Genomic DNA, 18270 nt, shown 5'->3' with positions numbered 1-18270 from the left:
GCATCGTCGCGTGCTCTCGATACCTCGTCTTGGTCGCGAGGTCAGAAACCATCGGCGATACCTGATTAAGCTAACCCAATATCAGTGGGCCATCAGGGAATATCAACGGCTAACGCATACGATGGGGCTCGGTCAATTATGAGGGGATCCGCCAGGCCATAGGGTTATCGGCACCCAAGGGGAGCTTATTGGCTATGGTGGCGGTTTGTCACTGAAAAAGCGCCTTTTAGAATTAGAGCAGAACTTATTTATTTAAGGATAGGGTAGGGGCGTATGAGAGCGGAGCTGAGAGCGAAAATCCTGGCAGTATGTGATCAAAAAATCAAAGCGAAAGGTGAGAATGTCGGTGTGTCATTTTATGCGTTCTTCAAAAACAAAAATGACGATCCCGAGCAGTTGATGGAAGCTGCAACCTGGTGGATACAGACCCATCAGTTAGATCATTTTGTTAAGGCAAGAACCATCAAAGAGATGGTGAAAAATAATTTATGACGACTGCACAAAAAATAGCCTATTTTGCCGACAAGGTGTCATTCAGGTTCACCAAGATGACAATGGATAGCGAGGCACGGGCCCAGATAGTCAGATTGGCTTGAGCACACGGATGTTAGAAATCCCGCGACGGTTGAGGTAGCATTGCCGACTTTTTCTGCGGTGAGAGGCATTTATGTATATCGGCTTTGACTATGGTACAGCAAATTGCTCGGTGGCGAAGATTGAAAACGGTCAGCCGACGCTGTTACGTCTGGAAGGGGATAGCACGTTTATCCCTTCCTCCCTTGCCGCACCTACGCGCGAATCAGTGTCTGAGTATCTGTTTCGTCATCGGGGCATCAAGCCGTTAGATACGATTGGCGAGCAGATGTTGCGCCGCGCGATCCATGTAAACCGTGAGGAAAGCATTGAACTTGAGGCGGAGGACATGGCGTTTGGTCAAGCGGCGCTCGACCGCTATCTCGATGATCCGCGCGATATGTACTACGTGAAATCGCCTAAATCTTTCCTTGGTGCGTCAGGTTTACGTGATGCCCAATTGCGCTTTTTTGAAGATCTCGTATGCGCAATGATGGACAACATCAAAACGCAAGCCGAACACCAAACCCAACAGAGTATTCATGATGCGGTGATCGGTCGGCCTATCAACTTTCAAGGCCGTGGAGGCGAGACGGCAAACCGCCAAGCTGAAGGTATTTTGCTCAATGCGGCTAAGCGGGCGGGCTTTAAACAGATTGAATTTCAGTTTGAACCGGTCGCGGCCGGTCTGGACTATGAAGCGACACTGAGCGAAGACCAAATTGTTCTGGTGGTCGATATCGGTGGAGGGACCACAGACTGTTCCTTAATTGAAATGGGGCCATCATGGCGCGGTAGTCGCGATCGCAGTGCAAGTTTATTAGCGCATAAAGGCCAGCGTATTGGCGGCAATGACTTAGATATTGCGTTGGCATTCAAACAAATGATGTTCCCGTTTGGGATGGGCAGCAAAATGGAATCTGGTATTGAAATGCCGATTACGCAGTTTTCCAACCCTATCGCGATCAACAACGTACAAGCGCAAAACGATTTCTATGCGTTTGAAAATTTGGCGGTGCTCAAAGGGCTGCACAAGCAAGCGCAAGAGCCACATAAACTGGCCCGTTTGCTTGAGGTGTATCACGAGTCACTGGGTTACAATATTGTCCGTCGTGCGGAAGAGGCAAAGATTGCGTTGTCGGATCATGCCGCTTACCGAGCGGGTATTAAGCTGTTCTCCGAGCGCGTGGACGTTGATGTATCGCGCGATGATATGATTGATGCGATTGAAGCGCCCAAACGTAAGATGATCGCCTTAGTTCACGATGTGGTCGCGCAGGCCGGTGTAAAGCCTGACGTGATTTTTATGACAGGCGGCTCGGCGCGCTCACCCTTCTTGCGGGAGGCTGTACAAGCAGAGTTACCGAACATCCCAGTGGTGAGTGGTGACTACTTTGGCTCAGTCACCGCAGGCTTAGCGCGTTGGGCGGAAGTCTGCTTTAAGTAAGCCGCAACGGCCGTTGCGGCTCGTTCGAAACATTAAGGAATAACTATGATTCAGGATGAAATAAACGGACAGCACTTACCTTTGCAGCAGGCATTGATTGAATCGGCCTGCGCCGCGTTTGCTTCAGAACAGGATGTGATTGCGGCAGTATTAGTCGGCTCTCTCGCCGCGGGCAAAGGCGATCGCGTGTCCGATGCGGATATTATCGTGTTTACACAGCACGGCTTTCATCGCTCGGCAGCGTCATGTTTTGCGCGCTTTGAGGCCGGGAAAGACATTTTCTATTGCTTGTCCGGTGATCACAATGAACAGGCGATGTTTAAAAAATATATTTTCACGGATCTAACCAGTGCCGAAATCCATTGTTTGGACGTGAGCGAGCCATTTCAGCTCGCGCAGCCCTTTGTCGTTTTATTTGATAAAGCAGACATCGTCCCTGCGCGAGTGACGGATGAGCCAGCCCCTAAGCATGAGAACTTTCCTGTTTACACCAGCGGGGATGAAGGGCTGATTTGGGAGCTGTTTGATTGTATCAAATGGCTGAGCCGTGAAAATAACTCGTTAGCAAAAGGTTACCTTCAAAAGCTGTCAGCCGCATTGTAACTGACAGAAGCAACACCGTTTTCTACTTTGTTGTTAAGGTGTCAAAAGGAGAGCCGCATGGATCACTCTACATTTAATCAATACTGCCGCGCGTTTACGGCTGCGACACATGTGGTGCAGTGGGGCAACTCAGACGTCTGGAAAGTGGGTGGGAAAGTCTTCGCCATTGGCACTCGCAGTAAAAGCGGTCAACCGGCGTTTACCTTTAAAACCTCGCCAATGAATTATGCTTTTTTGTGCGATCTTGAAGGTTACGTACCGGCGCCGTACTTTGCTAACCGGGGTATGAAATGGATTCAACAAACCCTCACTACCGGGGAGCTTGATGAAGACTTAAAGTACTATGTGGCGCAATCGTATCAGCTTGTTTGTCAGGGCTTGAGCAAAGCGAAACGCGCTGAGCTCGGCGTCGATGACAACAGTCTTTGATAAAGGCGCTGGACAAGCCATTCAGGGTTGGCAAACGCCGGCAATAATAGGAACCCATCTTAGCGAAAACTTCCGTATTTTGATTAGAAATCATGCACCAAGGTGGGTGTGTTGGCGCGAAATAGTTTTGTTAGGGCAGACTTATATCGCCAACCCAATGTCAGTAGCCGTTTCGCTAAGCTTTGATTTTGAATGGTGGCAACTTCAATGCCGCGGTAGTGATGCGGATGCGCTTGAATATAATCGATAAACGCCGTCAGTACCCCTTGGCCGCGAACGCTGGGGGCAAATTGTAGCGAAACAATCGATAATCGCTGACTACCGATCGGACAGTGAACCAGACAATAGCCGAGTGGGTGCTTGATCGCGGTGGAGAGCTCTGGAAAAGCGCGCGTCTGGTGACGTTGAGCTAATTGGTCATACCCGTGGCATAGGTGGTTAAGCAGTTGCCGAGCGTTATCATCCATCGATGTGTCTCTGGAAAGGCCGAAACGTAGCCACCATATTAAAGACTTTATTTTTTCGAAAAACAGAAAAGCGCAAGCCACGTATTTGCCTCTTTTGGGCACGATAATCGTGCATAAATGGACCTTATTGCAGTCGCATGAATGCGTGTATATCAAGCAAAGCGGAGAGGTTAAAAAAAGGATTTTTATGCAAGAGATAGAACAGTCACTTTATGATGCGGCGTTGACGTTACTGCAAACGCGTTATCCTACGGGGTGGGGAGGCGCTGCTGCCGTCAGGCTAGCGTCTGGTGACATTGTAACTAGTGTGGCGCCAGATGTGAAAAATGATGCACTATCGCTGTGTATGGAAGTCGGTGCCTATTTAGAAGCACACAAACGCGATGAAGTCGTTACACATTCTTTATGTCTTTGTCGTGAGGACGAACATAGCCAAGTTTTGATACTTAGCCCTTGTGGCGTTTGCCAAGAACGCTTAGTGCATTGGGGCGGCGATGTAAAAGCTGCGATTTCTACGCCAGATAACCAGCTAGTTTTTAAAACTGTGCGCGAGCTCATGCCGCACCATTGGTCGTTAGTGAATGACGAGTTTTTATAAATTTATCAATCATGTACATTATGTGCTGATTTTTTAACACGGACGTTTAACGATTACGACAATCAACAAGATTCTTTCTGCGGTGGCGATGTATAAAGGATTACACCGCAATATTTACTACGTTGCACTGGCCCGCATGATCCTCGGGATGGGCAACTTTATTATTCCTTTCCTCGTGTTGTTGTTTACCGATAAGCTCGGCTACTCCGCGTCGCTGGCGGGTTCATTGGCGATGAGTATTACTGGCTTGTACCTGCTGGGGAGTTTTATTGGTGGCAAACTTTCTGACTGGGTAGGCCATAAAAACACTATGGTGGCGGGAGAATGTGTCGGCGCTATCCTACTGCTGGTGTGCGGGTTTGCACCCGATGCCCCAGTGATGGTGCCGGCGTTTTTGTTCGCGGCATACTTCTTTATCGGTGTAGCGTTGCCTGCCAGTAATGCATTGGTGGCAGATTTATCTCATGCAGGTAATCGTGATGCGGTGATGTCGCTTAGCTATCTTGCCTATAACTTGGGTTCAGCGATTGGTCCCATCTTAGCGGGCTATTTGTTTTGGCAGCACACTGAGTGGATTTTCTTTGGTAACGGGCTTGCTGTCTTGGTGGGTATCCTTGTGGTTGCCTTTTTGGTCAATGTGACCGAGCAAGCCGTCCCCGAGTCTGACTCTGACCTTGAGCGTGCGGTAGAAGGCAATGTGTGGTCGGTGCTTAAATCACGTCCTTACCTCATTGTGTTCACTTTGTTTTGTGGCATGCTTTGGTTTGCGCTGAACCAAATGACAATGGCTAGCCCGCTTTATTTGAGTCATTTATTTGGCCAAGAAGGGCCCGTGCGTTTTGGTCAGTTGATGACGTATGCGTGCATATTGGTGGTGATCATCACGCCGCTATTGCTTCGCGCGACATCTGGACATACTGAGACGATGGCGTTGGCCTATGCAGGACTTTTATTTGTGCTGGGGTATGGTCTTGTGATGTTGGCACCTACGATTCCCGTTCACTTTTTAGCGTGGTTTTTTCTTTCCGCTGGCGAGGTGTTGGTCCTCACCAAAGAGGGTGTGTATCTTGCCAACAACTCACCGGCGAGTCATCGCGGTCGTATTCAAGGAGTACTGATCACGTTGCGTAGCTTATTGCTGATGCCAAGCTTTGTATTGATTGGCTATGTCATCGATACGTTCGGCTATTCGGTGACTTGGTCGCTTGTTATTGCGATGGCGATGTGTGCCAGTATCGGTATGCTTTTATTATCGGTGCGGGAGAAAACACGCCTCGCAGCCACGTCGTCATAAGATTGATGGCTTTGTGACTCACGCTGACTCATCATCCATGAGGTTAAGGTAGGTTAAAGGTATACCATCAATACACCTGTGTGGAGGTGAATATGGCCTACCTAACCTTAACCCCAGAAACCTTGGATGATGCGCATATCTGCTGTGCGTTCTCGGATAAAAAGTGTCAAGCCAGCTATCAGGCGAAAAAGCAGTGGCTAAAGCAGGAGCATCAGCACGGATACCGTTTTCGCCGTTTAGATGAACGCGCCAAAGTCTTTATCGAATATGGCCCAGCAGAGACAGCTTGGCAGCCCATACAAGCGGATGGTTATCTGGCATTGGGTTGCTTTTGGGTCTCTGGGAAATACAAAGGGCATGGACACGGCAAGCAACTGTTAGCTGACGCCATTGAAGCGGCTAAACAGCAAAATAAGCAAGGCCTAGTCGCCGTGGTTGGTAAAAAGAAATACCACTTTATGAGCGATACAAAATGGTTAAAAGGCCAAGGCTTCAACGTGGCGGATGAGGCCCCTAATGGCTTTGTGCTGTTGTATTATCCGCTGAATGATGCAGCTGAAATACCGCAATTTAGAGAATCCGTTCATACTGCCAATGTATCAACCGAAGGGTGTGTGGCGTATTACTCCCATCGTTGTCCTTATGCGGAATACCATGTGCTGAATTCGCTACAGCAGAGCTGTGCGCAGCGTGGCATCCCGCTTGAAGTGCATCATTTAGAGACATTGAGCCAAGCACAAGCATGTCCTTCACCGGCCACCATTTTTAGTTTGTATTATCAGGGCGAGTTTATCACCACCGATATCAGTGCCTGTATGGAGAGCCGTTTTGATAAGTTTATTCCTCATCATTAAACCAACACTTACATGGATGTAAGGACAAACGATGAATATTGGTATTTATGTGTATGAGCACGCAGAGGTGCTCGATTTTGCCGGACCTTTTGAAGTATTTAGCACCGCAAAACGTTTGGGCGCGGACAGTTGGCAGGTTGGACTGATTGCTGAACAAGACACACCTGTGCTCGCGCGCGGCGGCTTGCGTGTCGTGCCGGATTATCATCTTGCCAACCATCCCACGCTGGATGTACTGCTGGTTGTCGGCGGCGTTCACCATGAGCAAGTCACTAACCCGTCGGTGATCGATTGGGTGAAGCAACAAGATGCGATCACTCAATGCACGGCCTCTGTCTGTACGGGGGCGTTCATACTCGCAGAGGCCGGATTACTCGATGGTCGAAATGTGATCACGCATTGGGAAGATATGGACGACCTCAGCCGTGCTTATCCGCCATTAAGCGTGGTATCAGGTAAGCGCTGGGTGAGGGATGGAAAATATCTCACCTCCGCGGGCATATCTGCAGGCATTGATATGAGTTTGCAGCTGGTGGCTGATCTGCACAGCGAAGATTTAGCCTTGCGCGTAGCAAAGCAAATGGATTACCACTGGCAGCGTTGAGTGCAAACCGACAGGTAAACCATTTGCGGCGCCATGCTAGTGATTTGAGCGAGCCTCTGGCGCTGTCGAGACCCAATTCAGATGGACGTCTTGTTGCGGGAATGGAATCGAGATGCCTTCTTCATCAAAGCGCAATTTGACTGTTTTGGTGACATCCCAGTAGACGTCCCAATAATCATCGGTTTTCACCCATGGTCGGACAATAAAATCTACCGAGGAGGTATTCAGAACATGTACTTTGATCATGGGCTCCGGTGTACGAAGTACCGCAGGATGTGACTGGACAATCTCGGTGAGCACGGCTTCTGCTTTAAGTAGGTCATCTTTATAGCCGATACCAAACACCATATCCACCCGCCGAATCCGCTCTCGAGTGACGTTTTTAATCACATCGCCCCAAATTTTGCTGTTCGGCACAATGATAATTTGATTGTCAAACGTGCGAATCGTGGTATTCACCAAGCTCATATTGCCTACTTTGCCATCCACGCCACCGGCGTAGACAAAATCACCTACATCGAAAGGGCGGTAGATCAGTAGCATCATCCCTGCAGCAAAGTTTGATAGTGTATCTTGCAGCGCAAAACCGATAATGACCCCAGCGATACCAAAGCCAGTGAGTACCGGAGTAAGATTGACCCCGATCTGGGAGAGACCGATCAAGATCCCAATTACCCACACAGCTTTTCCAGACATCGAGACGAAAAAGTCTTGCATCAACTGCGAAAACTTAAAGTTTTTATTGGCGACCGCGGATTTCACAACGGAGCGCGTGAGTCTCGCGAGCAGTTTTGCCACCAACAAAATCAGCACAAAAATGATGAGCTGGAAAACCAACTGTGGTGCATTGTCTTCTGCCCAGTTCAGGGCATTTTCGGACCAATGGGAGAGAATCGAATACGCGACATCCACATCCAGAATATCTTGAGTGATGTTGCCAGTAACGCCAAATAGCTGGCGTTTATATTCTGAGGTTTCGATCCCCAACTGATCGGCGAGCTGATAGGTGCGCTTTAAGCCATCAGTGGCGATCGTGAGGCGTTGTTGGGTGTTCAACTGCGTCAGCTGTAACGCGGATTTTTCGGAATCAGGACTCGATTTAATTTGCTTTTCTTGCGCCGTGTATTGCTGACGCAGATAGTCGATAGATGCCGAAAGAAGTCGTAAACGCTGGTTAAGACGTTGCTCTAAGGTGTTTCGCGCTTCACGTGCGGGCTGCTCGAGCTGCTCAAGCCAGCGTATGTTTTCCCAGCTGGCTTCAAAGGTGGTGCTTAAATAATGTTGCAGTTCTGCATACTCATTAATCAATGGTAGGCGTTGTTCTTGGCTGGCTTGAGTGATTTGCTCATTGAGGCTATTGAGACGGGTTGTGATGTATTGATACGCATCTTGGGTATACCGCCGCTGCGCCGTGACCAGTTGAATCAACTGCGGGTTATCTAAGCTTTGCTGATTGATGGCGTCGGCGAGCAGCTCTCGCAGCTCTTCATTTTTGGTAAATAGCTGCAATTGGATTGCATCTTTGTCATCGCCTTTTGCCTGTTCAAGGCTTTCTACAAGGGTCTGAATATATTGTTTGGTGCGCGCTATTTGATGCGCTAATGAGGTGGTGTCGCTCGATGTGACATTTGGTTCGGTGGGCGCCGGTGCTTGGTCGGCATGGGCCAACGGAAGAAACAGAAGGGTGGTCACCAGTACTAACATGACTGTATTCATGCGTTGACGGTGATGCGACAAAGTTTTCATCCAATTCACGTTTGTTTCCTCTTGCCTGTTGGCGATAGTGATGGGCATCGATGGCGGCAATCCAATGCCCAACCGAGCCTTGCCCCTGAGCTTTAATAGCGTAGCGAGTTTAGCCTTAACTGCCTATACCGTCAGCCATTTTTGTGACGCACTGGTTTTTATGATGCGTTAGCTATTGCTTGTGGATCGCGTGTGCCGGTGTCTGCCAACGGGCAATGAGAACGACGGTTTAGTGAACCAGGTGATAACGCTTGCTTTGTCGCATCACAATGCTGGCAGCTAACAACGTGATTATTAGCGCGACCGATAAAGTATTAGCCGGGAAGAACTCTCGCCGTTGGCTAAGGCGCGGAAATGACATCGCTGCGGGCCAACTTGACGCGATTGCTTGAGTGGTAGCGGTTTCGGATACTGAAAAAGAATAGGCGGGTAAACCCATCATACTGCATGCCTCAATAATCCAGTAAGCGGGCCCTAACGAGCCCGCTGTCGTGTTTGTCGTTAATGATGTTCGCGTAAATTAGTCAGCGTGCTTGGCGTCGGTCACCATCGTTTCGGTGGTGATCATGAGGCCGGCAACGGACGCTGCAAATTGGAGCGCCGAGCGCGTGACTTTCGCTGGGTCCAAAATGCCCATGTCAATCATATTGCCATATTCACCGGTTGCGGCGTTGTAGCCATACTGGTCGCTGCCTGCTTTGACCGCGTTTGCAACCACTGACCCTTCGTGACCTGCGTTTATCGCAATTTGACGCAGAGGCTCTTCAAGGGCGCGTAAGGCAAGCCGGATCCCCACGTTTTGATCGTCGTTGTCACCTGTCAGATCACGCAGCGCATGTGCAATTTGAATCAATGCGACACCGCCGCCGGCCACGATCCCTTCTTCAACCGCAGCACGGGTAGCATGCAGAGCATCATCCACGCGATCCTTTTTCTCTTTCATTTCGACTTCGGTCGCGGCACCGATTTTAATCACTGCGACGCCACCGGAGAGCTTGGCAATCCGTTGCTGAAGTTTCTCTTTGTCGTATTGCGAGCTGGTGGCCTCAAGCTGTCTTTCGAGAGTCGCAATGCGATCTTTGAGTGCACTTTCCTCTGCGGCACCGTCAATAATGGTGGTGGTGTCTTTGTTGATGGTGACTTTTTTCGCGCTGCCTAACTGTTCTAGCGTGACGTCTTCAAGCGCAATGCCCAGCTCCTCGGTGACAAGCGTACCTGCGGTTAATGCGGCAATATCATGCATCATGGCTTTGCGATTATCCCCAAATCCGGGCGCTTTGACGGCGGCGGTACGTACAATGCCGCGCATATTGTTGATCACCAAGGTCGCGAGGGCTTCACCATCGACATCTTCTGCAATAACCAGCAGTGAGCGTGATGATTTTGCTACCGCCTCGAGGATTGGCAGCAGTTCACGAATATTGCTAATTTTTTTGTCGACTAACAGGATGTAAGGATTGTCGAGTTCGACGGTGCCACTGTTTTGATGCGTAATAAAATAGGGTGACAAATAACCGCGGTCGAATTGCATCCCTTCAACGACCGATAATTCATTCGCGAGCCCTTGGCCCTCTTCAACGGTAATGACGCCATTACGGCCGACTTTGTCCATGGCTTGCGCAATGAGTTCGCCAATGTCGTTGTCGCTGTTGGCTGAAATGCTACCGACTTGTTGAATAGCGTGCTTTTCACTGCACGGTTTCGCCATTTCACGTAGCTTTGCGATGGCAGCCTCAGTGACCTTATCAATACCGCGTTTGAGATCCATGGGGTTCATTCCCGATGCAACCGCTTTCAAGCCTTCGTTGATAAACGCTTGAGCCAGTACGGTTGCGGTTGTGGTGCCGTCTCCCGCCTCATCGTTGGCTTTGGAGGCGACCTGTTTGACCATTTGGGCGCCCATGTTTTCAAATTTGTCTTCTAAGGTGATCTCTTTGGCAACCGATACCCCATCTTTGGTGATGGTTGGCGCGCCATAAGACTTATCAAGCACAACGTGACGGCCTTTAGGCCCTAAGGTCACTTTTACTGCGTCGGCGAGGATATTGACACCGCGTAGCATTTTTTGACGAGCATCATCAGAATATAAAATCTCTTTTGCAGCCATGATATTCTCCTAAATACGCTGAAAATAATTACGCAACAACCGCTAACACGTCAGACTCAGACAGGATCAGATACTCGTTCCCATCAATTTTCTCTGTCTTAACGCCATAGCCATCGTTGAAGATGATGGTGTCACCTTCTTTTACTGCCATTGGTGCGCGTTCACCGTTGGCGAGGCGCTTCCCTTCGCCGACAGCGATCACACGACCACGGTTGGATTTTTCGGTCGCTTGAGAAGTCAGTAAAATTCCTCCTTCTGTCTTATTATCAACCACTTGTCGTTCAACAAGGAGTTTGTCGTGCAAAGGACGAATTTTCATATACGGTGTCTCCTACGTAAGCTATCAAACTAAAAGACAAGATGATGATGCCCAAGAGATCAGGGATGGGGCATCAAAGTCGTCTCCATGGCGACTTCAAGGCTATAGATTGGGCCTGCTGTATTAAGTTCAAGGCGCTGTTTCATTGAATATTTTTATCGATATGAGAAATTTTTTTTGCCTATTACATGCTGAATCGCGAGGCGCAAAAACGTATCTCTTGGTGCGCGAAGCGCTTTGGCACGTGTATGATGAGTCACGCTGATGTCAGTCATCGACGGGCGTTAGCGGCTCATGATTAATGGCAGTCATGGGATTGAATTGAAAGGAATAGGAACATGTTTCCAGCAACATGGCGGTCTGAACGCCTATGTTTTAGTGCGTTTGAGTACAGTGATGCAAAGCGTGTTAAAGCGCTGTTTGAGCAAAATCAGCACCTGCAATATCAAGATCCCACGTTTAAACCTTGGTCGTTATCGACCTATCAAGCATTGATAGCGGATAGTGCGGAGAAAAAGGCGCCCGACGTCGAAGAGGCCTTTTACCTTCGTCGCATTCAGACCCATGACGGTAAAGATATTGGCTACTTACAAATCTCGCTCAATGCGCCGGATGCACAGAGTGTTTGGTTGCCCATGCTCACTATTTCCCCAAGATATCAAAAACATGGCTATGGCAGCGAAGCGGTTGCGAGCGTGATTGAAACCGTGCAAGCTTATGGAGACTATCGACGCATGGGTGTGAATGTTTACGCCGAAAACATTCGCGCGTTTCGATTCTGGTATCAGCAAGGGTTTTGTCGTATTTCCCATTTTGAACCCGAGCAAGATGAAGGACGAGATTACCATTGTTTGGTGCTCTATCGCGATTTAGACGTGAGGACACCACCACGATAGTGAACAAGGAAAGTGACTGAGTCATATAGGAAAGGAAAATGATAAAAACACCGAAAAAACGTCTGTTACTGACGCGTGTCGCACTGAGTGTTGTACTCGGCATGGGGCTCAGCGTTTCATCAACTACGGTGCAGGCGGCTGACGCTGCACAGGTTCAGGTGCAGCGAGCGTCTGGGCTCCATCTGCAAGATTTTGATCGTTCGGTTCGTCCACAAGATGACTTGTTCCGTTACGTGAACGGCACGTGGTACGACCAAACCCAAATCCCCAGTGATATGTCCAGCTATGGTGCGTTCCGTATCTTGGCTGAAGAGAATGAAAAGCGTCTGAAAGGCATCATTGATGAGCTGGTGGCGCGTGATGATCTCAAGCCAGGCTCCAACGAGCAAAAGCTGCGTGATTTTTATCTTAGCTATATGGACCAAGATAAAATTGATGCCTTGGGGGTCACGCCAATCAAACCTGAGCTCGATCGTATTGCCGCTATTTCCTCGAAGCCTGCGTTGATTTATGCGATGGCCGATTTGCGACAAATTGGCGTTGGGATCCCGTTTAGTTTTTATGCGTGGGCCGATGCGAAAAACCCTGACTATAACGCTCTGTATCTGAGCCAAAGCGGGTTGGGCTTGCCGGATAGAGACTATTATTTCCGCGACACCGAGGACGCTGAGCGTATCCGCACCGCTTACAAACGCTATCTCCAAGATATGCTGCGCTTAGCGGGCTACGATCAGGCCAAACAACGCGCGGATCGAATTTATCAGCTGGAAAAAACGCTGGCTGAACACCACTGGACACGCGCTAAACGCCGTGACGCGCAAGCAACCTATAACAAAATGCCAATTGAAGCGATCAATCAGTTGATGGGCGGGTTTGATTATGCCCGCTTTGCCAAACGCGCGGGTATCGATAAAGCCGGTGAGGTTGTGGTGCGCATGCCATCTTATTTTGAGGCGCTCGGGCAGGTGTTTGAGCAAACCAGCCTGCAAGCGTGGCAAGATTATCTCACCATTCGTACCCTTAATGCCTTTGCACCGCGCCTTAACCATGAGCTGGTTGAACGTCAATTCGCGTTCTATTCCAAAACCCTCAACGGTATTCCTGAGCAGCGTGACCGCTGGAAGCGAGGCGTGCAAGCCACTGAAGGGGTATTGGGTGAAGCGCTTGGCCAAGAGTATGTCGCCCGCTACTTCCCTCCGCAAGCCAAAGCGCGTATGGAAACCATGATTGATAACCTGCGTGCCGCGTTTAAAGACTCGATTGAATCATTGGCGTGGATGAGCGATGAAACCAAAGCGAAAGCATTGGATAAGCTGAGTAAATTCACGCCCAAAATCGGCTATCCAGAGCAATGGGAAGATTACAGCGCGCTGACTATCAACGCTGATGACTTGATTGGTAACAGCAAACGTGCCGCACGCTGGGGCTATCAAGATATGCTGTCGCGGATTGGTGCGCCGGTTGATCGCAAAGAGTGGGGCATGACCCCGCAAACGGTCAACGCTTATTACAGCCCAACTGCCAATGAGATTGTGTTCCCCGCCGGGATCTTACAACCACCATTTTTTGATATGAATGCGGATGATGCTGTGAACTATGGCGGTATTGGCGCGGTGATTGGTCATGAAATGGGACACGGTTTTGATGATCAGGGTTCGCGTTATGATGGCGATGGTAATCTATCAAACTGGTGGACGGATGAGGATCGGGCGCGCTTTGATGCACGCACCCAAAAGCTGGCTGAGCAATTTAGCCAGTTTGAGCCATTGCCGGGCTTGTTCATTGACGGCAAAGTGTCTTTGGGTGAGAACATTGGTGATTTAGTCGGCTTGACCACCGCCTTCCGCGCCTATCAAAAATCGTTGCACGGAGAACCGTCTCCAGTGATTGACGGGTATACCGGCGAGCAGCGATTCTTCCTCAGCTGGGGGCAGATTTGGAAAATGAAGATGCGTGAAGATGCCCTGCGTGAGCGTGTGTCGCTGGGTCCGCATGCGCCACCGCAATATCGCGTGCTTGGTGCGCCGCGCAATGTCCCTGCGTTCTATGAAGCCTTTGATATTAAAGAAGGTGATGGCATGTATTTACCCGAAGATCAGCGGGTGAATATCTGGTAATCTCTGATGCCGCCACCAAGGCGGCATTTTTTTAGAATTTAGTACTGTCCGTCGCGCCAATCGATGTAAGGAGGCCAAAGTGCTAAGCACCCCAAGGACGAGATTAGTTTTACTTCCCCCAGAAAAAGCCGACATGATGGCGCAGTTTTATCAACGAAATCGTGCTCACCTTTCCCCATGGGAGCCCATACGTCCTGCCGCATTTTATCGCGAAGACTATTGGCATAGCGCGCTGCAAGAAGCGAACGATTTGTTTCAACAGCAGCAAGCCTTCAAGTTTGTGATTTTGCATCATGAACGGGACGATGTGATAGGGGTGTGCAATTTTACCAATGTCATTCACGGCGCCTTTAAAGCGTGCATGTTAGGTTATGCCGCTGACAAGCATTATCAAGGGCAGGGCTACATGCACGAAGCCATCCAAGCAGGCATCCGTTTTGTATTTGATCAGGTTGGGTTGCACCGTGTGATGGCCAACTATATTCCGGACAACACGCGCAGTGAGCGGCTACTTACCAAGCTAGGGTTTGAGCGCGAAGGCTATGCTCGCCGTTACCTCAAGATCAATGGCCGCTGGCAAGATCATGTCCTCACCGCCAAACTCAATCCTTCAATGGAAGAGTGAGTCGTGGAATCACCAGTCGGACATTCCGTTTTATCCATTTAACTGTCAGGAGAAAAAATGAGTCAGTTTACCGAGTACAAAGTTGTTCATATTGTTGAAGGTGGTTGCGGCACCTTATTGCTGGGCTCAAGTGGCTTGCCGTTGCAACGCCTCGAAGCCGAACTCAATCAATACGCGCAAGATGGCTGGCAGGTTGTTTTTCAAGTCATTGAAAAGAAAAGATACATGCTGTTTTGGCAGCGTGAGGCAGTGATTGTCACCCTAGGTCGCTAATGCTCAAGTATTTGTCGCTTACGTTGATCCATCGTTACCAAGCTAAAGGTGGATCAAAGAAACTGTTCAATATTGAGTGTAATTTCGAGCCGAGCTGCTCGGAGTACACGCGCCAAGCGATCGAAAGATACGGCGCACTCCGAGGCTGGCAACTCGGATTGGCGCGCATTCGCCGCTGTAATAATCCCAATGCGATTGAAAAAATTCACGACGAGGTGCCTTAATGCGTTGTACCCAACCGATCGAAGCGCTGGAGGCGCAAGAAGAAGCACTGAGGAAGCAGGTGAATGGCTTGACCCAAAGCCAGAAAAAACGCTATTTTGCCGAGCAAGCCAGACAGCTCAAAGATCCCGATACCTATGCGGCACTGAATTGGGCATTCCTTGGTGGCTTTCATCATCTTTACTTGCGAAGGTATGGGTTGTTTGTCGTAGAATGTGCATTATTGGTGATCGCCGTTATCGGCTTAGTGATGAGTCAGCCTTATTTTGCGTTGATTTTGGTTGGCTTAGTGCTATTTGAGTTACCACAGCTGTTTTTCGCCCAGAGAATTGCCAGGCAGTATAACTATCATGTATCACGCGAAATATTCGAACACGTCCGTCGTGGTGACTAATTCATGAAACGTCGCCGGATCCGTAAACGTCACCAGCACCATTTCTTTTTATGCCAGAAGACATATCGTCGCGCCTTAATTGATTTGATTGAGGCAGATCCTGTGAGGATGCGTGCGCTACGATGTGTTCAGTCCCTCAATTTACCCCAGTGCTATATCGCCGCCGGGTTTGTTCGTAACTTGGTCTGGGATGCATGCCACAAGTACCCGCCGAGTGCGCTTAATGATATTGATGTGATCTACTTTGATCCCTCTGATACCAGCATTGAGCGCGAGCAATACCTTGAAGCCTTGTTGCAAAAGACCATGCCTGAGATGACTTGGCAGGTGCGCAATCAAGCAAGAATGCATGAAAAGCATCAAGATCGGCCGTATGCGAGCACCCTGGATGCGATGCGTTTTTGGCCCGAAAAGGAAACCGCCATTGCGGTTCGCCTTGATATGAATCAGCGTTGTGAAGTGATCGCCGCATTCGGTGTACAGTCTTTGTTTGAACTGAAACTCAGCCATAATCCAGCTCGCCCTTGGTCGGTATTCCAGCAGCGAATTGATAACAAGCAATGGCTAACCCATTGGCCAAAGCTAACGGTAACAACCCAGTGTTCGGTGGCGGCTAAGCCAATCAATGCGGAGTAAGAACCGATAAAGTGCGCATGGACACAGATTGTCCATGCCACCCAAGGCATACTCGTTTCTGTGTTAATCAGTATGGATACGTAAGCACATGAAATATCGTATGGATGCTAACCCGAGTGATGATGATATTACCGCCATTCGCCAAGGGTTAAAGCAAAGTAATCACCCGTTTCTTGCCGGGATCCCAGAAGGGTCGTTAGCTGGTTATGCCTTTAATGATCATGATGAGCGAGTAGGTGGAATTATAGCCAACACCTGGGGGCAATGGCTGTTGATTAAATACCTTTGGGTGGATGACGCCTTTCGTCAACGCCATGTTGGTAGTCATCTATTGAGCAATTTGGAAGAGTACGGCAAAGAGGTAGGTTGTAAGATGGCCTTTGTCGATACCTTTAGTTTTCAAGCCAAACCTTTTTATGAAAAGCATGGCTATCAATGCCAGATGACGTTAGATGATTACCCCCTCAACCATTCTTTGCACTTTATGACTAAAAAGCTTGCGGACTAAGCCGGGCACTGAGCGGGTTAAATTCTCATTCCGACAAGCAACTGACTGATTTGTCGTGAGTAAATAGTGATAAAGATTCCAAAAAACGGGTCGCGTTGTGTGGTTTATCAACGGGCTACGGCTGAGATCAATATACTTGCGAGTAACAGGACTAGACTCGCAAGTTTTTGACTCACAGATAGAAAGGAATCATGAAGACATCACGTTCATTATTAGCGGCTTCTCTTAGCTTGCTGCTTACCCCCTCCGTTTTCGCGACTGCGAGCTCTGATGAAGCATTGCTCGCTAACCAGCATCAAGCCCTTAGTCAAGCGACGTTAGGTAAGGGCTTTGGCCCTCAGTCACCTCGCGATATCGATCAAATCTCAGGTACTAATCCACAACGTTTTCAGTACGCACCTGCCGCAGCGCAAATGAATCTATGTAATATTCATTTTCATAAAAATGCAGAACACAAAGGTGGCGAATTTACTCGATATGCTGGGATCGGAGACGGACAGGGTTATCAGTCGGGTTACCTCTATACGGGACAGTTAACCGATGCTGAGCGCGAAGAATATCACCAGCCTGTGTGTGCCAGTGAGCATCAAAATGTGCAGGTTGGCGACACCTTGGAACTTCACTATGTGTATAGCACGGCGTCTGTCGCGCCGGGTCCGACGCTGGGCGCGTGCTTGAGTGATGCAACGGTGAATCCGCAGTTGCGGGTTGAGGCACAAGTGCTCGTGGCGGTGAATGATGACAGTGCTGCTGATTTCACGCGCCTGACGGCGGTTGGTCAGCGCAAAGGGCGCTATCAAGCGATTCACCTGCCCGAAGATAGCGGTCAGGCGGTAAGCTATCTCGGCTCAACGACCGGCCCGGCCTACAACGAGAAAGGATCGCCTTACCAAGTAACCTGGCGGGTCCGCCCGAAGGTCAAAAAGGTTAACATTGCGAGTATTCAGCGCTGGTGTCAGGCGAACGTATTTGAAGAGCATCATGCACACGGTGTGCGAAACTTGGTGGTGCAGCATGCGTTACTCTCCGAGCAATAAAAAGGGAACAGTATGCCAATGACGGCGCCCAACCGATTAACCATTCGACGTATGCGACCGGACGATACGGAGTCGGTTCTAGATATCTGGTTAAATGCCTCACTGCAGGCGCATGACTTCATTGATGAGGCGTTCTGGCATCAGCAACGTGATGCCATGCGTGCGTCTTACTTACCGATGGCTGAGGTATGGGTAGGCACCTATCAAGAGGTCATCCTTGGCTTTTATGCATTGCATGGTAATACGCTGGCGGCGATTTTTGTCGATCCTGCCCATCAGGGCGCCAGTGTGGGCAGTCAATTGCTCGATCATGCCAAACTGCAAAAGCCTACTATCGACCTCACTGTGTATCAGAAAAACACGGCCAGTTACGCTTTTTATCTGCGTCACGGTTTTGTGGTTGATAGAGAGCAAACGGATCCACATACCGGAGAGCGTGAGTGGCGAATGGTTTACCAAAGTTAGTTGTCGTCTGCAGCGTGAGTGGCGAATGGTTTACCAAAGTTAGTTGTCGTCTGCAG

22 protein-coding genes and 1 pseudogene are annotated in these 18270 nt (G+C 49.4%); 19 read left to right on the top strand and 4 right to left on the bottom strand.

The window, feature by feature from the left end:
* Nucleotides 1–163: 163 nt before the first annotated feature.
* The 5 genes and pseudogenes from BZG84_RS15205 to BZG84_RS15185 all read left to right on the top strand — a co-directional run.
* Nucleotides 164–256, top strand: a pseudogene (locus BZG84_RS15205) (MGMT family protein); the annotation flags it as partial.
* A 17-nt stretch (nucleotides 257–273) separates the two neighbouring features.
* Nucleotides 274–492, top strand: a complete 219-nt coding sequence (locus BZG84_RS15200) for a DUF6500 family protein (RefSeq protein WP_077481137.1) — start codon at nucleotides 274–276, stop codon at nucleotides 490–492.
* Nucleotides 493–667: 175 nt separating this feature from the next.
* Nucleotides 668–2020 carry a molecular chaperone gene (gene yegD / locus BZG84_RS15195; protein WP_077481135.1) on the top strand — a complete coding sequence of 451 codons (1353 nt, stop codon included), beginning with the start codon at nucleotides 668–670 and terminating at the stop codon, nucleotides 2018–2020.
* Between the two features lie 45 nt (nucleotides 2021–2065).
* Nucleotides 2066–2623, top strand: a complete 558-nt coding sequence (locus BZG84_RS15190) for a nucleotidyltransferase domain-containing protein (RefSeq protein WP_077481133.1) — start codon at nucleotides 2066–2068, stop codon at nucleotides 2621–2623.
* Between the two features lie 57 nt (nucleotides 2624–2680).
* On the top strand, nucleotides 2681–3052 hold the full coding sequence (locus BZG84_RS15185) for an MmcQ/YjbR family DNA-binding protein (protein WP_077481131.1): 372 nt from the start codon (nucleotides 2681–2683) through the stop codon (nucleotides 3050–3052).
* Nucleotides 3053–3135: 83 nt separating this feature from the next.
* Here the strand turns inward: BZG84_RS15185 and BZG84_RS15180 are convergent, their stop codons facing one another.
* Entirely contained in the window at nucleotides 3136–3519 is a 384-nt protein-coding gene (locus BZG84_RS15180) for a hypothetical protein (RefSeq protein WP_077481129.1), read from the bottom strand.
* A 187-nt stretch (nucleotides 3520–3706) separates the two neighbouring features.
* Between BZG84_RS15180 and BZG84_RS15175 the strand changes: the two genes are divergently transcribed.
* The 4 genes from BZG84_RS15175 (at nucleotide 3707) to BZG84_RS15160 (ending at nucleotide 6869) form a co-directional block, all read left to right on the top strand.
* The gene (locus BZG84_RS15175; protein WP_077481127.1) at nucleotides 3707–4117 is read left to right on the top strand and encodes a cytidine deaminase; all 411 of its coding nucleotides are present in this window, start codon (nucleotides 3707–3709) and stop codon (nucleotides 4115–4117) included.
* A gap of 88 nt (nucleotides 4118–4205) precedes the next feature.
* Nucleotides 4206–5411 (top strand): MFS transporter, encoded by a 1206-nt coding sequence (locus BZG84_RS15170; protein ID WP_077481125.1) that lies wholly within the window; start codon nucleotides 4206–4208, stop codon nucleotides 5409–5411.
* A 92-nt stretch (nucleotides 5412–5503) separates the two neighbouring features.
* Entirely contained in the window at nucleotides 5504–6265 is a 762-nt protein-coding gene (locus BZG84_RS15165; protein ID WP_077481123.1) for an N-acetyltransferase, read from the top strand.
* A gap of 31 nt (nucleotides 6266–6296) precedes the next feature.
* Nucleotides 6297–6869, top strand: coding sequence for a DJ-1/PfpI family protein (locus BZG84_RS15160; RefSeq protein ID WP_077481121.1), 573 nt, complete (start codon nucleotides 6297–6299; stop codon nucleotides 6867–6869).
* A gap of 36 nt (nucleotides 6870–6905) precedes the next feature.
* On the opposite strand, the gene BZG84_RS15155 is transcribed toward BZG84_RS15160, so the two are convergent.
* The 3 genes from BZG84_RS15155 to BZG84_RS15145 form a co-directional block, all read right to left on the bottom strand.
* A complete protein-coding gene (locus BZG84_RS15155; protein WP_443216375.1) occupies nucleotides 6906–8573 on the bottom strand; it encodes a mechanosensitive ion channel domain-containing protein in 1668 nt (555 codons plus the stop codon).
* Between the two features lie 562 nt (nucleotides 8574–9135).
* Nucleotides 9136–10722, bottom strand: a complete 1587-nt coding sequence (groL, locus tag BZG84_RS15150) for a chaperonin GroEL (RefSeq protein WP_077481119.1) — start codon at nucleotides 10720–10722, stop codon at nucleotides 9136–9138.
* Between the two features lie 28 nt (nucleotides 10723–10750).
* The gene (locus BZG84_RS15145) at nucleotides 10751–11041 is read right to left on the bottom strand and encodes a co-chaperone GroES (protein WP_077481117.1); all 291 of its coding nucleotides are present in this window, start codon (nucleotides 11039–11041) and stop codon (nucleotides 10751–10753) included.
* A 338-nt stretch (nucleotides 11042–11379) separates the two neighbouring features.
* Here BZG84_RS15145 and BZG84_RS15140 point away from each other — a divergent pair, with 338 nt between their 5' ends.
* The 10 genes from BZG84_RS15140 to BZG84_RS15095 all read left to right on the top strand — a co-directional run bounded on the left by BZG84_RS15140 (nucleotide 11380) and on the right by BZG84_RS15095 (nucleotide 18214).
* Nucleotides 11380–11937 (top strand): GNAT family N-acetyltransferase, encoded by a 558-nt coding sequence (locus BZG84_RS15140; RefSeq protein WP_077481115.1) that lies wholly within the window; start codon nucleotides 11380–11382, stop codon nucleotides 11935–11937.
* Between the two features lie 38 nt (nucleotides 11938–11975).
* Nucleotides 11976–14054, top strand: a complete 2079-nt coding sequence (locus BZG84_RS15135; RefSeq protein WP_077481113.1) for a M13 family metallopeptidase — start codon at nucleotides 11976–11978, stop codon at nucleotides 14052–14054.
* 79 nt (nucleotides 14055–14133) lie between these two features.
* On the top strand, nucleotides 14134–14679 hold the full coding sequence (gene rimJ / locus BZG84_RS15130; protein ID WP_077481111.1) for a ribosomal protein S5-alanine N-acetyltransferase: 546 nt from the start codon (nucleotides 14134–14136) through the stop codon (nucleotides 14677–14679).
* 57 nt (nucleotides 14680–14736) lie between these two features.
* On the top strand, nucleotides 14737–14952 hold the full coding sequence (locus tag BZG84_RS15125; protein ID WP_069362674.1) for a DUF4177 domain-containing protein: 216 nt from the start codon (nucleotides 14737–14739) through the stop codon (nucleotides 14950–14952).
* The gene (gene yidD, locus BZG84_RS15120) at nucleotides 14952–15176 is read left to right on the top strand and encodes a membrane protein insertion efficiency factor YidD (RefSeq protein ID WP_069587062.1); all 225 of its coding nucleotides are present in this window, start codon (nucleotides 14952–14954) and stop codon (nucleotides 15174–15176) included. The genes BZG84_RS15125 and yidD overlap by 1 nt, the downstream gene beginning before the upstream one ends.
* Nucleotides 15176–15568: a hypothetical protein gene (locus tag BZG84_RS15115; RefSeq protein ID WP_077481109.1), complete on the top strand. Its 393-nt coding sequence runs from the start codon at nucleotides 15176–15178 to the stop codon at nucleotides 15566–15568. The genes yidD and BZG84_RS15115 overlap by 1 nt, the downstream gene beginning before the upstream one ends.
* 108 nt (nucleotides 15569–15676) lie before the next feature.
* On the top strand, nucleotides 15677–16204 hold the full coding sequence (locus BZG84_RS15110; RefSeq protein ID WP_232112011.1) for a nucleotidyltransferase family protein: 528 nt from the start codon (nucleotides 15677–15679) through the stop codon (nucleotides 16202–16204).
* 88 nt (nucleotides 16205–16292) lie between these two features.
* On the top strand, nucleotides 16293–16712 hold the full coding sequence (locus BZG84_RS15105) for a GNAT family N-acetyltransferase (protein ID WP_069587065.1): 420 nt from the start codon (nucleotides 16293–16295) through the stop codon (nucleotides 16710–16712).
* 191 nt (nucleotides 16713–16903) lie between these two features.
* Entirely contained in the window at nucleotides 16904–17749 is an 846-nt protein-coding gene (locus BZG84_RS15100) for a delta-class carbonic anhydrase (protein ID WP_077678421.1), read from the top strand.
* An 18-nt stretch (nucleotides 17750–17767) separates the two neighbouring features.
* Nucleotides 17768–18214: a GNAT family N-acetyltransferase gene (locus BZG84_RS15095; protein WP_077482039.1), complete on the top strand. Its 447-nt coding sequence runs from the start codon at nucleotides 17768–17770 to the stop codon at nucleotides 18212–18214.
* Nucleotides 18215–18270 lie beyond the last annotated feature (56 nt).

Source organism: Salinivibrio sp. PR932 (assembly GCF_001996125.1).
Classification (GTDB): Bacteria; Pseudomonadota; Gammaproteobacteria; order Enterobacterales; family Vibrionaceae; genus Salinivibrio; species Salinivibrio proteolyticus.
The sequence above is the reverse complement of the archived record's forward strand: the minus strand, read 5'-3'. Positions and strand labels throughout refer to the sequence as shown.

Bases quoted from the DNA above. Each gene is read 5' to 3' on its own strand.
- BZG84_RS15155 (WP_443216375.1), bottom strand. From the start codon at position 8,573: ATGTTAGTACTGGTGACCACCCTTCTGTTTCTTCCGTTGGCCCATGCC.
- BZG84_RS15140 (WP_077481115.1), top strand. From the start codon at position 11,380: ATGTTTCCAGCAACATGGCGGTCTGAACGCCTATGTTTTAGTGCGTTT.
- yegD (WP_077481135.1), top strand. From the start codon at position 668: ATGTATATCGGCTTTGACTATGGTACAGCAAATTGCTCGGTGGCGAAG.
- BZG84_RS15105 (WP_069587065.1), top strand. From the start codon at position 16,293: ATGAAATATCGTATGGATGCTAACCCGAGTGATGATGATATTACCGCC.
- BZG84_RS15190 (WP_077481133.1), top strand. From the start codon at position 2,066: ATGATTCAGGATGAAATAAACGGACAGCACTTACCTTTGCAGCAGGCA.
- BZG84_RS15185 (WP_077481131.1), top strand. From the start codon at position 2,681: ATGGATCACTCTACATTTAATCAATACTGCCGCGCGTTTACGGCTGCG.
- BZG84_RS15165 (WP_077481123.1), top strand. From the start codon at position 5,504: ATGGCCTACCTAACCTTAACCCCAGAAACCTTGGATGATGCGCATATC.
- BZG84_RS15135 (WP_077481113.1), top strand. From the start codon at position 11,976: ATGATAAAAACACCGAAAAAACGTCTGTTACTGACGCGTGTCGCACTG.
- BZG84_RS15095 (WP_077482039.1), top strand. From the start codon at position 17,768: ATGACGGCGCCCAACCGATTAACCATTCGACGTATGCGACCGGACGAT.
- BZG84_RS15170 (WP_077481125.1), top strand. From the start codon at position 4,206: ATGTATAAAGGATTACACCGCAATATTTACTACGTTGCACTGGCCCGC.
- groL (WP_077481119.1), bottom strand. From the start codon at position 10,722: ATGGCTGCAAAAGAGATTTTATATTCTGATGATGCTCGTCAAAAAATG.
- BZG84_RS15125 (WP_069362674.1), top strand. From the start codon at position 14,737: ATGAGTCAGTTTACCGAGTACAAAGTTGTTCATATTGTTGAAGGTGGT.
- BZG84_RS15180 (WP_077481129.1), bottom strand. From the start codon at position 3,519: ATGGATGATAACGCTCGGCAACTGCTTAACCACCTATGCCACGGGTAT.
- BZG84_RS15100 (WP_077678421.1), top strand. From the start codon at position 16,904: ATGAAGACATCACGTTCATTATTAGCGGCTTCTCTTAGCTTGCTGCTT.
- BZG84_RS15145 (WP_077481117.1), bottom strand. From the start codon at position 11,041: ATGAAAATTCGTCCTTTGCACGACAAACTCCTTGTTGAACGACAAGTG.
- BZG84_RS15160 (WP_077481121.1), top strand. From the start codon at position 6,297: ATGAATATTGGTATTTATGTGTATGAGCACGCAGAGGTGCTCGATTTT.
- BZG84_RS15110 (WP_232112011.1), top strand. From the start codon at position 15,677: ATGCGTGCGCTACGATGTGTTCAGTCCCTCAATTTACCCCAGTGCTAT.
- yidD (WP_069587062.1), top strand. From the start codon at position 14,952: ATGCTCAAGTATTTGTCGCTTACGTTGATCCATCGTTACCAAGCTAAA.
- BZG84_RS15200 (WP_077481137.1), top strand. From the start codon at position 274: ATGAGAGCGGAGCTGAGAGCGAAAATCCTGGCAGTATGTGATCAAAAA.
- BZG84_RS15115 (WP_077481109.1), top strand. From the start codon at position 15,176: ATGCGTTGTACCCAACCGATCGAAGCGCTGGAGGCGCAAGAAGAAGCA.
- BZG84_RS15175 (WP_077481127.1), top strand. From the start codon at position 3,707: ATGCAAGAGATAGAACAGTCACTTTATGATGCGGCGTTGACGTTACTG.